This window comes from Neobacillus cucumis (genome assembly GCF_016908975.1).
GTDB classification, from domain to species: domain Bacteria; phylum Bacillota; class Bacilli; order Bacillales; family Cytobacillaceae; genus Neobacillus; species Neobacillus cucumis.
This window is the reverse complement of sequence record NZ_JAFBEX010000014.1, coordinates 65,134-78,991: the sequence shown is the minus strand read 5'-3', so window position 1 is coordinate 78,991 and position 13,858 is coordinate 65,134. Positions and strand designations below refer to the sequence as shown.

Genomic DNA, 13,858 nt, shown 5'->3' with positions numbered 1-13,858 from the left:
ACACGACATGAAAAAGTCTTGGGTAAGGAATTCACTGGTTTTATCGATTGGTTTATCTACTCTTCTGGCTGGTTGTTCAAGTAGTACAGGTAGCAATGCGAGTGAAAAGAAGGCAAATGTGAAGATGAATACTACGGGCTTACCGATTGTAAACAAATCCGTTACATTGAATTTTGTCTCACCTAAATCTTCTTTAGCACCAAATTTTAAGGACATGACTCTGTTCAAGAAGCTTCAAAAACAGACGAATGTTCAAGTAAAGTGGAATAACATTCCAAGTGAAGGTTACCAAGAGAAGAAAAATCTGTTGCTTTCAAGCGGGGATCTACCAGATGCGTTTTATAATTCCGGATTTACCGATTTAGATATCGTGAAATATGCAAAAGATGGAACGATCATTCCACTTGATGAGTTAATCGATAAGTATATGCCTAACTTGAAAAAGAGACTAGAAGAAAGACCTGCTCTAAAGAGTGTCATCACTTCTCCTGACGGGCACATTTATTCACTCCCAAGAGCAGAGGAAATGGACCTTGTTGGACTTCCGAACACCATGTACATAAACAAAACGTGGCTGGATAAATTAGGATTGAAAATGCCGACTACTCTTGAAGAATACCATGATGTCTTAAAAGCGTTCCAAGATAAAGACGCAAACGGAAACGGTAAAAAGGATGAGATTGGTTTAACGTACCTATTTAATGGCTGGTGTGGAAACTTTGGTGATATGATTGCAGCCTTTGGTGTACCAGATAATAATGACCACCGTATTGTCCGTGATGGAAAAGTCATCTTCAGTGCGGTTCAACCGGAATATAAAGAGGCCATTGCTTATTACCATAAGTGGGTGAAAGAAGGAATCATTGATCCTGAAGCAACCACACAGGATCAAGCGAAGTTATTCTCAAAAGGTAAAACCAAAGACGAGACATTGGGTTCCTTTATTTGGTGGGAAAATACTGAATTAGTCGGAACCGATCGTCAAGATGACTATGAGGTACTGCCACCACTTAAAGGACCAGGAGGAACGCCAATTGTAGGTCGTTCGAATTACTCTGAATACAGTCGAGATGCTTTTGTCATCACGAAAGCCGATAAGTATCCGGAAATTACCGCTAGATGGGTAGACCAGTTATATGCACCAAAGGAATCTGCTCAGGTAGACTGGGGTCCAATTGGTGAAGTTTATCAAGAAGATGCAAATGGAATGCTTGTCAATAAGGAGCTTCCGGCAGGAGTAGCAATGGGTGAATTTCGTCAAAAAGTAGCTCCTGGAGGACCGTTCGTTGTACTAAAAGACGACTTCGGTAAAGTGGTTGATATGGAGCCGCGTGCAAAAGAACGTTTGGCTATTTTAGATAAGTACTATCGCCCATATGAAGAAAAAGAAAACTATCCACAAGTCTTCTTTAATGAAGAAGATACGCAAAAAATCAATCAGCTGCAAACCGATATTACTCAGTTTGTCAATCAAAAGCAAGCTCACTGGCTGCAAGATGGCGGAATTGACAAGGAATGGAATAGCTATGTCAAACAATTAGACCAAATGGGGCTTCCTGAACTAATGAAACTATACCAAAAAGGTCTCGATCAATTTAATAAGAACAATAAATAATTCCTGAAATTTTTAAGGGCAGAACATTAAGGTGCCGCCTTTGTTCTGCCTTCTCTTTTTTAAAAATATGAAAGCAGGTGAGTATGCATGTACGATGTTACAGCACTTGGGGAGGTTCTCATCGATTTTACACCTTCCGGATATTCAGCTAATGGAGGGATTCTGTTTGAACAGAATCCAGGTGGTGCTCCAGCCAATGTATTAGCCGTTTTATCTAAGTTTCAAAAAAGAACTAGATTTATAGGGAAGGTTGGAAACGACCAGTTTGGCGTTTTTCTAAAAAATACCTTGCAGCAAATAAATGTGGATACTGCAGGGCTCGTTACTTCCAAGCAAACCAATACAACATTAGCTTTTGTTCATTTAGATCCTACAGGTGACCGAACATTTAGCTTTTATCGGGACCCTGGGGCGGATACAACATTAGAAGTAGAAGAGGTAAACTTTGATTCCATTAAGGATTCAAGAATTTTCCACTTTGGCTCTCTATCATTGACGCATAATCCTTCTTGTGAAACGACACTGGCAGCGGCTTCTTTTGCGAAAGAAAATGGCGTTCTTATCTCCTTTGATCCCAATTTACGGGAGTCGTTATGGGGAAATTTAGACCATGCGAAGGAAATGATGTTCAAGGGACTTCAATTGTCCGATGTCGTAAAAATTTCCGAGGAAGAGTTAGTGTTTCTTACTGGGAATAGTGACTTAGAAAAAGGATCTAAATGGATATGTGATACGTATCAGGTTTCGTTACTATTTATCACCTTAGGCGGAAAGGGCTGCTATTTTAGGTGTGGAGAACGAATGGGTATGGTACCAGGATACGAAGTGAATGTAGTTGATACTACGGGAGCAGGGGACGGATTCTTTGGAGGAGTTCTTTATCAAATCTTAGAGAAAAACTGCAAGATCGATAGCTTATCAGAGGATGAATTAATAGAAACAGCTTCTTTCGCTAACGCTGTAGGTGCATTAGCCACCACCAAAAGAGGGGCGATTTTAAGTATGCCCACTCTCGATGAGATTACTACACTCGTTACATCAAAGATAACGACAAAGGAGAACGTGTAAATATGGTATTGGATCAATCAAATTTGCTAAGCTCAGATAAATACATAGAAAACTACCGGCCGCAGTTTCATTTTACACCTGAATCCAATTGGATGAACGACCCTAACGGGATGGTTTATTATGAGGGTGAATATCATTTGTTTTATCAATATCATCCGTATAGCACCGTATGGGGCCCCATGCATTGGGGACACGCGGTAAGCACGGATTTGATTCATTGGGAACATTTGCCGATTGCTTTATATCCTGATGAAAATGGAGCGATTTTCTCTGGAAGTGCGGTAGTTGATTGGAAGGATTCCAGCGGATTTTTTAACGGTGGAAAAGGCCTTGTTGCGATTTTCACCTCAGCCGATGGACCCGTGCAAACGCAAAGCATTGCATACAGTTCGGACAAAGGGAGAACGTGGAATATTTATGAGGGAAACCCGGTTTTAATCGAAGAAAGTTGTCCAGATTTTCGCGATCCAAAAGTGTTTTGGCATGAAGAGTCGAATAAATGGATCATGATTTTGGCGGTTGGAGACCATGTAAGAATTTATTTTTCAGAGGATCTTAAAAGTTGGGATTTTGCCAGTGCATTCGGACGAGAAGCAGGCTCACATGAGGGTGTATGGGAATGTCCTGATTTGTTTGAATTGCCAATTGGTGAGACGAACATAAAAAAATGGGTGATGCTTGTCAGCATCGGCAACGACGATGCTCACCCAGAAGGTTCACGAACCCAGTATTTTATTGGAGAATTTGACGGGAAAACCTTTGTCAATGATAACCCAGATGATACCGTTCTGTGGGTCGACTATGGACGCGACAATTATGCAGGCGTGACCTGGTCAGATACATTGGAGGAAAGAAGGGTATTTATCGGCTGGATGAGTAATTGGAAATACGCCAATATTACGCCGACAAAAGAATGGCGAAGTGCCATGACATTGCCGAGGGAGTTGTCACTCATCAGCACATGGGAAGGCATCCGCTTAGCACAGACCCCTGTAAAGGAAATAGAAAATATCCGGAAAGAAAAAAGAGAATGGAAAGATTTGATCATTCACACGAATTCGGAAAATATATTATCAATTTGTACAGGCAAAGAAATCGAAATTTTGGCTGAGTTTGAACTAGATTCTGCCACTGAATTCGGATTTGAAGTGAGAACCTCTAATGAAGAAAAAACGCTGATTGGCTATGATGCAACGAAACAGGAACTTTTTATCGACCGCGAGCATTCCGGCGAATCATCCTTTCATCCGTTGTTCGCTTGTCGTCATACGGCAAGGTTACAACCAGAGAGAAATAGAATAAGCCTTCGTTTATTCGTGGATTGGTCTTCGGTAGAAGTGTTTGCAAATAGGGGAGAAACGGTCATGACAGACTTGATTTTCCCGAGCGGCACAAGCGAGGGAGTAGCATTGTTTGCTATTGGCGGGGATGTTAAACTAGTCTCATTAGAAATTTATCATTTAAACACTATCTGGAAATAAAAAAGGGGAAGTCATCGATGAATATCCTGAATAGTCGTATGCTAAGGAGCATTGAGAGAATTGTTGACCTATTTTTATTGAATCTAATCTGGCTTCTTTTTTGCTTGCCAGTGGTGACGATTTTTCCGGCAACGGCCGCGATGTATGGCGTGATTCGAAAATGGGTGATGGGCAAAGAAACAGACGGGGTTTTTCGGAGCTTTTTCTTACAGTTCCGGGAATGCTTTTTTCAGAGCATAGGAATCTCAACTTTATGGTTTTTTTTAGCCTATTTGATTTTTGTCAATTATCAGCTGGTGCATTCGAATTTGCTAATGATGGGTATTCTTGGGCTGTTGACTCTATTATTTCTATCGATAACGGTATATTTATTTCCTGTAATGGCTCAATTTGAGACGAAGTGGAAACAAATAATTCGAAATTCGCTTATTATGGCCATTTCCTATCCTTTATCCACACTTTTGTTAATTGGGATTCTATTGATTTCAATTTATCTAATTTATTTACTTCCGGTACTGATTTTTATAGTTGGAAGCATTTCTGTCTATGTGTCGTATACGATTTGTCATAAGTTATTCCTAAAATAAAGGAAAAGTGAAAAAAGGGACAGCCGCGTTTCAGCCGTCCCTTTTTCTTAACTAATAGGAAAGTATAAAAAACGACTTTGAGAATTGTCCAGCTCTAGGCGCCATCGGCTCGAGGTCACAAGCTTATCCAGTTGCGGCTCCTTGGGACTCTAGACTTTACCCACCCCCTGAAGAAGGCAAAAAGCGCCTTCTTGCAGGGTGCGTCTTAGTCTAGAGTCCCAGGTCAGTCGCCTCCACATTTAGATCAATCCGTCCAAAAGGTTAAAGAACAACCTTTCGGCCGGCTCGTCTTGTGCTTGTCGCCAAAAGCTAAGCGCCTTGCGCTTTTCTTATTCATCTTTATTATCTCTGTCGTGGCGGTCGATATCATCCTCGATGATTTCTTCTCGTGGAGTATTGTTGTCCTTCCCAGTATCCTTGTCTGTTTGAGTGTTTTTGTCTTCACTTTCCGGATAGTAGTTTCTGTCAATGACATTGTTGTCCCTTACATCTCTTGTTTTAAAATTGTTCTCGTATCTGTCGTTAATTCCATTATTATTCAAGTCATTATCCATTCTGTTATTGGTTGGTGATGGAGGATTTATATCGTTTTTGTTATTCGTATTACAACCCGTTAATCCTAACATCATCCCAGATAAGATGGAACCTAAAAATAGTAGTGATATTTTTTTCTTCAATGTGAAAGCCCCTTTTAACTAAATTTTAACCTTTTGGTCTGTAATTAGTTTCCCCGGGGCGCCAAAAGTTTTTTGTGGGAATTTATTGAAATATTTATGTTCATGACAGTCGTAGTTCAACATGATCATCATTTTATTATCATTTTATGTATGACAAATTATACCGATTATATTTTTATTGATGTAAGCAATACTATTTTCTGAGTTACAAAAACCTCTATCCAATGTGATAGAGGTTCTTTCATCAAGAATTAAGTTGTGGACTTTAGTTCTTTCGTAAAGGTTAAATCTTCTCCATTCGTCTCAATGACTTTTTTATACCAATGATAACTATCTTTCAATATACGTTTCTTACTGCCATGGCCATAATCATCTTGATCGACATAAATGAATCCGTATCGTTTAGACATTTCCGATGAGGAGCAGCTGACAATATCAATCGGTCCCCAAGCATAATAACCACGAAGGTCTACACCGTCCTTGATAGCTTCTTTCATTTGTTCGATGTGTGCCCGTAAGTAGTCAATCCGGTAAGGGTCATGTATTTCTCCATTTTCTAATTGGTCATAGTATCCAACACCGTTTTCTGTAATATAGATTGGACACTGATAACGATCATAGAAAAGGTTCAGAAAGGTTCTTAAACCAACTGGGTCGATTGACCAGCCCCATGGGTTTGCATCCAATTGTGGATTGCGATGATCTTGATTCCCATTGGCATAACTTTCTGCATCACATATTTTCGTATAGTAATAGGAGAATGACATAAAGTCTGCGGTGTTTTTCAGCGCTTCTACATCGCCTTCGCCAAATACAATGTTAATGCCGATATCGTTAAAATAGCGGAAGGCGTAACCAGGATAGTACCCGCGCAGCAATACATCTGAAAAGAAATACTCCATTTGATTGTGACGAACCGTTGCCAGAACGTCTTCGGGCTTAGGAGTCGCTGCATACGTTGGACCGCCGCATAACATCATGCCAATTTGCAAATCAGGGTAGTGGTCATGAGCGTATTTTGTCGCATGTCCGCAAGCAACCAGTTCATTATGAACGCCTTGATATTTTGCCTCAAGGAGATGATCCACTTTGTCTTCGGCAATTCCTAAATGGTTAAAGGATTCATGCACAATAAGGTTAATTTGGTTAACGATGATCCAGTACTTCACTTTTTCATGGTAACGGTCAAACAACACTTTACAGAAACGATTAAAGAATTCGATCAGTTCACGAGAATGCCAGCCATTGTATGCTGTGGTTAAATATAAAGGCATTTCATAATGGGAGATGGTAATCATCGGCACCATGCCGTTTTTAATGATTTCATCAAATAAGTCATCATAAAATTGTAAACCAGCTTCATTCGGTTCTAATTCATCTCCTTTAGGGAAGATGCGTGTCCAGGCAACAGATGTACGAAATGTTTTAAGACCCATTCCTGCTAATAATTTTAAATCTTCTTTATAAGTATGGTAGAAATCGATTCCCCAGCGTTTTGGAAAAACACGATCCTTGCTTTTTAAAGCCTCTTCAATGTATTGTGTCGTTATTTCGAGATTTGACTTTTTATCAATCGGAATATCCGCACGATATTCGTTAATATCCGCAACACTTAACCCTTTTCCATCAACATCATAGGCTCCTTCTGCTTGGTTAGCTGCAATAGCGCCACCCCATAAAAAGCCTTTAGGAAATCCTGTTTGTACATTTTTCATGATCATTCCCCTTTTCCATCTTTTCCAATTTTGCCAATCTGGCATCGTATACTTCAAAAATCTTAATCATTCGTTTGGCGATGTTAATTTCACTATAAATGGTCATTAAGGTATCTTGGGCATGAGCAAAAAGGACGGAGTAATCACTTGGTTCACCTTGTGTTTCACCAGAGATCGTATTGGTTTGAATATGATGCGCCTTGACGATTTCACTATTGGCCAGTTTGATTTCCTCTTTGGCAAGTTCAAAATCACTTTTTTCAATCGCTTTTAACGCATTCATACAATGAACGCGAGCATCTCCCGCATGGAGAATAATTTGCATGGCATTTTCGGCAGTTTTGTCATCAAGCATGATAAGATCTCCTCAAAAATGATTATTTTGCTTCTTTTAAAGAGGCGGAATTCTTGGGCTCTATTGTTTCATTCGCTAATTCCTGTTTTTCATATACTTTAAAGAATGGAAACCAAATCGCAGTAGATACAGCGGCGATGATTAGCATGAGGATCAGCCCGCTAATGGCACCTGTTGTAATCCACGTTGAAAATGGGAAGGGAACGTACCAAAGGTCGAAGACAATCTTTGGAACGGGTGCAAAGTGAATCACCTTTGTAGCGAACCAGATAATAAGTGGCAGAACTAATCCATTTATCCACATCGGGAACATCATAATGGGGTTCCAGGCAATGGCTCCAAATACGACTGGCTCATTGATATTAAAGATTCCGGGTACTAAAGAAGCGCGGCCGAGTGCTTTCAGTTTGGCGCTTTTTGAGAAAGTCAACATCAATACTAATGGCAGGGTACATCCGATACCGCCAATCCATAAATAGGCTGAATACATCGTTTCTGCTGTAACTAGGTTAGCGGCTCCGGCAGTGGCATTTGCCGTAATGGCAGCTAAAATAACTGGTTTGGTGATTGGCTGAAGCACCCAGGTGGAAATACCCATGGAATAGATAAAGCAGGTAATAAACATAATGAGAGCAAATCCCCATGGTGATTCGAAAATTTGGGCTAGAGGCTTAAAGATATTTTGAATAACGTTATAGAGATCAAAATGAGCAATGTCTACTACTAACCAAGTTGCCACGATGACAACGCCTATCGGGAGCATGGAATCAAACCAGGCTCGTACAAAATCAGGAATGACGGAGTCTTCTTTAAAGAAGGAAAACTTACCGAACAGCCCCATGATGTAACCGGTAAATACACCTGCAGCAATGGCCACGAACATACCGCCTGCACCTAATGATGCATGGCTGAAGCCGATCGCTTTGTCAGCAATCACTTGTGGAGTGATAATCATTAAGAAAGTAATAAGACCTGTACTTCCAGCGATAAAACGTTGTTTACGCAAGCGTTTCTTTTCCATTAAATTGAATGGAATTAAGAAAGAAATCAATAGTGATAGTACACCCATTGTCCAACCGAATAATGTCCAGAAATTAGGATAATGTTTAAGATGGAACACATCTCCAGGAATCGTAAGCAAACAAAATAAAGAACCTAATAGAATAAAGGGAAGTACTTGCATAATCGAATCTTTTAACGTTGTGACCCATACATTATGGTTAATTTTCATCATCTTAGGTGAAAAATCTTTTTCCAGCCATGTAATCATTTTTTGCATGTTTTGATCCACCTCGAATCCTTTATAATTAGAATTCCTTCAATAAATCTTCTAACGCAGCCTCTCCATCAAGAGTAGAATAGTAGGATGGTTTCATTAATAAAACTTTTACATTAGCATCGCCAATATACTCCTCAATTTCGTCTAAGATATAGGCTAAGTGCGGCCCAACCATTAAGGCATCGATTTCATCAATATAATTTTCGATTTCTGCTTCACCGCGGGCTTTGATGTTGATGTCAAGATTCCGTTTGGAGGCCGCCTTTCGTATATTGGATGCCATAAAACCAGAACTTGCCCCAGACCCACATACTAGTAATACATTTAATTTTTCCATAAAATTCAACCCCTCCAATTTCACTGATAGCGTTTTCTTTTCTACAATCCTACTATAAAATGAATCATAGAAACTATCCAATAACTCTTTACACTAGGGTGGTGCAAATTGATATATGAAGAGTGCAATCCCACCTATTGCGATGAAATGAGGCTAGATTTATGAATCATAAATATAGAAAAATCCTTCGGCATCTAAGTACGCAACAAGACTGGACTTCGTCAGCCCAGCTCGCTAACTTGTTAGGAATTTCAAAAAGAAGTGTGAAAACGTATATTGCCGAACTTAACTCAATGGAAGTAGGGCTGATTACTTCATCCAAAAAGGGTTATCAGGTTGATCTGGAAAAATTAAATCCATTTTTAAAAATGATGACTCAGGCGATTCCACAATCACCAAAAGAGCGGGCGGAGTATCTCTTAAAGAGTTTAGTCAATGCAGAAGGTCCACTAAATATATTTGATTTAAGTGATGAATTGTATATCAGTGAGGTCACATTAAAAGGTGATTTACGTAAAGTCAAAAAACGTTTAGCTGACCATAATCTAGAACTTAAAATCTCCGGCGACTTTATTGAAATGGTTGGACAGGAAAAAAGTAAAAGGAAATTAATGAGCTCCATTCTTTATAGTGAGACGAATGATCATTTTCTTGATATTGATAAGTTAAAGTCATCTTTTGAAGGCTATGATATCGACTTTATTCGTGATGTGGTTGCGGAGGTTTTTTCAACTTATCACTACTTTACCAATGATTATTCGCTCACAAACATTATCGTACATATTGCCATCGCCATTGATCGAATGGAAAATGGCTTCGTTTTTTCACAACAGATGGATAGGGAAGCTAGTCAGGAAAAAGAATACAAAATGGCTAATGAGATGGCCAAAAGACTTGAAGTTCGCTTTGGCGTGAAGTATTCGGAAGGGGAGGTGCGTGACCTTGCACTCCTCATTTCAAGTAGTGGGACAAGTGTCAACTTCATGCACCTTCAATTATCAGATCTTCAAGATGTAGCAGGAGTCCGTTGTTTGAACCTGGTAAAGAAGATGCTAGACGATTTGCGAACCAATTATTACATTGTCATTGAGGATACCGATTTCTTGGTACGCTTCACCCTTCATATTAAAAATCTAATCATGCGTTTGGAGAATCATTTTGTCAGTAAGAATCCGTTGACTTCAACCATCAAACTAAATTGTCCATCCATTTACGACTGTGCCGTCCATGTATCCTATACGATTAAGGAAGAGACGGGCTTCACGATGAATGATGATGAAATTGCCTATATCGCCTTTCATTTGGGCTATGCATTAGAGATGCAAAAGCAGGCCCATTCCAAAATTACATGTTCGATTCTTTTTCCGTTTTATTATAATTACAACGTTCAGCTGACGGATAAGTTGGTCAAACAATTCGGTGAAGATATTCTGATTCAGCATATCGTAACCAATGAAGTCGATTTGAACGCCGTAAATTGTGATTTAATCATTTCAGCTGTCCAACTTAATGCTGTTCCAAAGATTCCATATGTTTTAATTAATCCTTTATTTACGAATGCCGATCAGAACAAGGTGGCGAATATAATCAATGAACTAAAGGATACGAGGCGTAAGGATTCTTTTAAGAGAAATCTTGGCGCTATTTCGGGAGAGCAACTATTTGAAATGGTTGATTCGGCAGGGACAAGAGAGGATACGCTTATCAGGATATGTGAAATCATGGAACAAAAGGGATTTGTCGATTCAAGCTTTTTTACGAATGTAGTAGAACGAGAGGCTATGTCCTCAACCGCTTTTGGTCGTATCGCGATTCCTCACGCGATTAAAATGAATGCCAAAAAGACCGGTATGTTTGTATTGGTCAATGAAAAGGGGATCGAGTGGGGGGATCTTATGGTAAATGTTGTTCTGCTTTTTGCTGTAAGTAAGGACGATCGGAGATTATTCCATGAGGTAGTGGATGCACTAGCTGCTATTTTTACGGAAGATGGCAATGTCTCTCGTATTATGGATGCCGAAGATTATAAGAGTTTTGTTGATTTACTTGTTGAGTGTTACTAAAATATTAGACTTTACTAAGCTATAGTATAAAGAAACCTGAATGATCACAAATTGATCTTTCAGGTTTTTATTTTGCAGCTTAATTATTGGCAATCGAACGACGATACTGCTCCGGCGTCAATTCCATATACTTCTTAAACCCCTTATAAAAATGTGCCTTATCATAAAATCCATATTGGCCATTTTTATTCTAGTCGCGACTGCAGCAAGTTTCCGCTATTTGGTTCTGCCGCTGTTGGGATTTGGAACCATTGCCTATGTTTAGTTCGGAATGGACCAACACGGTCAAAAAACTACATTAGTATTACCGGACCGAGAGAAAAAGGACAGCGACAGTCAAAAGATTAATATTACCCAATGGGGAAGGAAATAGGGTAACAACGGTCACAATAAAAGTTTATATTGCCTAAGGTAGGAGGATATAGGGCAGCGACGGTCACAATAAAAGTTTATATTGCCCGAGGTAGGAGGATATAGGGCAGCGACGGTCACAATAAAAGTTTATATTGCCCGAGGTAAGAGGATATAGGGCAGCGACGGTCACAATAAAAGTTTATATTGCCCGAGGTGGAGGATATAGGGCAGCGACGGTCACAATAAAAGTTTATATTGCCCGAGGTAAGAGGATATAGGGTAGCGACGGTCACAAATAAATTAATTATGTCTAGTGCGTACGCCAATTTTGAATCATATAACCAATAAACCAAAAATCCTCTTCCCACACCACGGAAGAGGATTTTCATTCAATCAACTATTCACCGTAACCAGCTCTTTCTCCAATTCTTCCCCCAAATCTTCCAACTCTTTGATCATCGCAATAAACGGCTCAATGAATTGAGGGTCAAACTGCTTGCCGGAGCATTCGCGCAGTTCCACGATCGCTTCTTGGAAGGTTTTTGTTTTTTGATAAGGACGCTCGGTGGTCATCGCATCAAATGAGTCCATTATACAAAGGATGCGGGCTAATTTAGGAATGGATTTTCCGGCTAAACCATATGGATAGCCCTTCCCATCATAGCGTTCATGATGGAGCTCTACTAATGGGATCAAATCTTCTAATTTCTTATTCGTGGAAACAATTTCTTTTCCATAGGTGACGTGCTTTTTCATCATTTCCCATTCATGTTCATCCAGCTTACCCTTTTTCGTTAAAATCTCCCGTGGGATTTCAATTTTGCCAATATCATGGACGAGTGCACCCAAAATCAACGTTTTGCGTTCGTGATCACTTAATTGCAGCATCCTTGAAAAATTAACTGCATATTGGTAAACGCGTTTGCTGTGGCGATAGGTATAAACATCTTTTGAAAGGAAGATCTTTAATTGATATTCCGCTTCTTCGGTTTCTTTTTCAAGACATACAGAGTTTTGGACCGTATATTGTGAGTTGGCATTATAGATTTGGACCAGGTTTTTTCCTTGATTTTTCCCTGCATACATCGCCTGGTCTGCTTTATTGAGAAGTTCTGAAATACTGTACGTTTCTTTTTCACATTCGGCTATACCGCATGAAAAGGAGAAACAGCCATACGGAAGACGTTCGACCCCACTATAGTAGGTGTCATTGGCCTTCTTCCGGAGTTCATTCATGAATGAATAGGCGGCTTTCCGGTTCGTATTCGGCATGGCGATGGCGAATTCTTCACCGCCATAGCGGGCCACGATATAGTTAGCCTTATCGGCTTCCGATTTTAAAAAGGCACCGAATTCCTGGAGGAGCTGATCTCCTTGGATATGCCCATACAGGTCGTTGTATTTTTTAAAGTCATCAATATCAAGAATGGCGATACTCAGTGGCTCATCGTTTTCTTTAGCGGCAGTGACCTCTTTTTCCAAGATTTCCTTAAAGTACCCGTGATTATTTAGACCGGTTAGGAAATCCTTATTGGCTTTTTCAGAAATCTCTTTAAACAGGTGAAAATGCTGTTTAAACGCTAATGACAATAAAAAGGCAATACAGGTGAACAGGGTAAGCCCAAATATTTCTTCTTTATTCATTAAGATGACAAGAACTAATGATAGCATTAATGAACTTATATAGGTGGCGATTGTTTCTTTGATAATACCTTTAAAAACGGTCACTAAGCTTTCAGCTGCTGCAATAATAAAATAAACACTAATCAGTAAAACATTGATAGCGAAGTAGATACTCAATGATAATAAATAGGGGAAAGAATTATTTAATTGAACGAAACCGATTTTGCCGCCTGTAAAAATGAATGTATAGTAGGCAGAAACAATCATTATAGAATAGATTGAAAAATTAAAAACATGTTTCCACCAGACAATTTTTCGTTGTGTAAAAGCAAACAGTATCGAATTGATAAGTAATACACCCAAGGTTAAGTCTAACCCAAATAAAAAAAGACTTGCTAGAAAGATAGAAGAATCCATAGAAAGGGAATTGCCCTTTGGAGGGAGTAAAATTGGATAATGGTTTAGTATTAAGATAGCTCCTGCTAAGGCAAAAATAATTAGCCACTCGTATTTAGAATGTAAGGAAAAATGATTAAAAGTAATAAAACTTACAATACCAATGATTGTCACTAGTGATAGGTATTTATTTGTTGTTAACTTTAATATTTGCATTTTCATCTCTCTCATATATAAAAATATAGGAGAAGTAAAGAAATTTACTCCTCCTTGTATGAACTTAATTATACTAGTCTAAATCCTGAGGT

Annotated in this window: 11 protein-coding genes and 1 pseudogene; 5 read left to right on the top strand and 7 right to left on the bottom strand. The window is 39.2% G+C overall.

Annotated features, from left to right (window positions below; genetic code table 11):
* Positions 1-7 precede the first annotated feature (7 nt).
* The 4 genes from JOC76_RS18930 (at position 8) to JOC76_RS18915 (ending at position 4,751) form a co-directional block, all read left to right on the top strand.
* Positions 8-1,615, top strand: a complete 1,608-nt coding sequence (locus JOC76_RS18930) for an ABC transporter substrate-binding protein (protein WP_205180201.1) — start codon at positions 8-10, stop codon at positions 1,613-1,615.
* 87 nt (positions 1,616-1,702) lie between these two features.
* The gene (locus JOC76_RS18925) at positions 1,703-2,683 is read left to right on the top strand and encodes a carbohydrate kinase family protein (protein WP_205180198.1); all 981 of its coding nucleotides are present in this window, start codon (positions 1,703-1,705) and stop codon (positions 2,681-2,683) included.
* Between the two features lie 2 nt (positions 2,684-2,685).
* Positions 2,686-4,164: a glycoside hydrolase family 32 protein gene (locus JOC76_RS18920; RefSeq protein WP_205180197.1), complete on the top strand. Its 1,479-nt coding sequence runs from the start codon at positions 2,686-2,688 to the stop codon at positions 4,162-4,164.
* Positions 4,165-4,181: 17 nt separating this feature from the next.
* The gene (locus JOC76_RS18915; RefSeq protein ID WP_205180195.1) at positions 4,182-4,751 is read left to right on the top strand and encodes a YesL family protein; all 570 of its coding nucleotides are present in this window, start codon (positions 4,182-4,184) and stop codon (positions 4,749-4,751) included.
* Between the two features lie 329 nt (positions 4,752-5,080).
* On the opposite strand, the gene JOC76_RS18910 is transcribed toward JOC76_RS18915, so the two are convergent.
* The 5 genes from JOC76_RS18910 to JOC76_RS18890 all read right to left on the bottom strand — a co-directional run bounded on the left by JOC76_RS18910 (position 5,081) and on the right by JOC76_RS18890 (position 9,114).
* Positions 5,081-5,428, bottom strand: coding sequence for a hypothetical protein (locus tag JOC76_RS18910; RefSeq protein ID WP_205180193.1), 348 nt, complete (start codon positions 5,426-5,428; stop codon positions 5,081-5,083).
* Between the two features lie 251 nt (positions 5,429-5,679).
* Positions 5,680-7,143: a glycoside hydrolase family 1 protein gene (locus JOC76_RS18905; RefSeq protein WP_205180191.1), complete on the bottom strand. Its 1,464-nt coding sequence runs from the start codon at positions 7,141-7,143 to the stop codon at positions 5,680-5,682.
* Positions 7,115-7,498, bottom strand: coding sequence for a PTS sugar transporter subunit IIA (locus JOC76_RS18900; RefSeq protein WP_205180189.1), 384 nt, complete (start codon positions 7,496-7,498; stop codon positions 7,115-7,117). Before JOC76_RS18900 ends, JOC76_RS18905 begins: the two co-directional genes overlap by 29 nt.
* A gap of 22 nt (positions 7,499-7,520) precedes the next feature.
* On the bottom strand, positions 7,521-8,777 hold the full coding sequence (locus tag JOC76_RS18895; RefSeq protein ID WP_205180187.1) for a PTS sugar transporter subunit IIC: 1,257 nt from the start codon (positions 8,775-8,777) through the stop codon (positions 7,521-7,523).
* A gap of 28 nt (positions 8,778-8,805) precedes the next feature.
* A complete protein-coding gene (locus tag JOC76_RS18890) occupies positions 8,806-9,114 on the bottom strand; it encodes a PTS sugar transporter subunit IIB (protein ID WP_205180185.1) in 309 nt (102 codons plus the stop codon).
* Between the two features lie 161 nt (positions 9,115-9,275).
* Here JOC76_RS18890 and JOC76_RS18885 point away from each other — a divergent pair, with 161 nt between their 5' ends.
* Entirely contained in the window at positions 9,276-11,177 is a 1,902-nt protein-coding gene (locus JOC76_RS18885; RefSeq protein ID WP_205180184.1) for a BglG family transcription antiterminator, read from the top strand.
* Positions 11,178-11,256: 79 nt separating this feature from the next.
* Here JOC76_RS18885 and JOC76_RS30900 read toward each other — a convergent pair.
* Positions 11,257-11,319, bottom strand: a pseudogene (locus JOC76_RS30900) (hypothetical protein); the annotation flags it as partial.
* A 605-nt stretch (positions 11,320-11,924) separates the two neighbouring features.
* Positions 11,925-13,781, bottom strand: a complete 1,857-nt coding sequence (locus tag JOC76_RS18875) for a bifunctional diguanylate cyclase/phosphohydrolase (RefSeq protein WP_239557818.1) — start codon at positions 13,779-13,781, stop codon at positions 11,925-11,927.
* Positions 13,782-13,858: the final 77 nt, after the last annotated feature.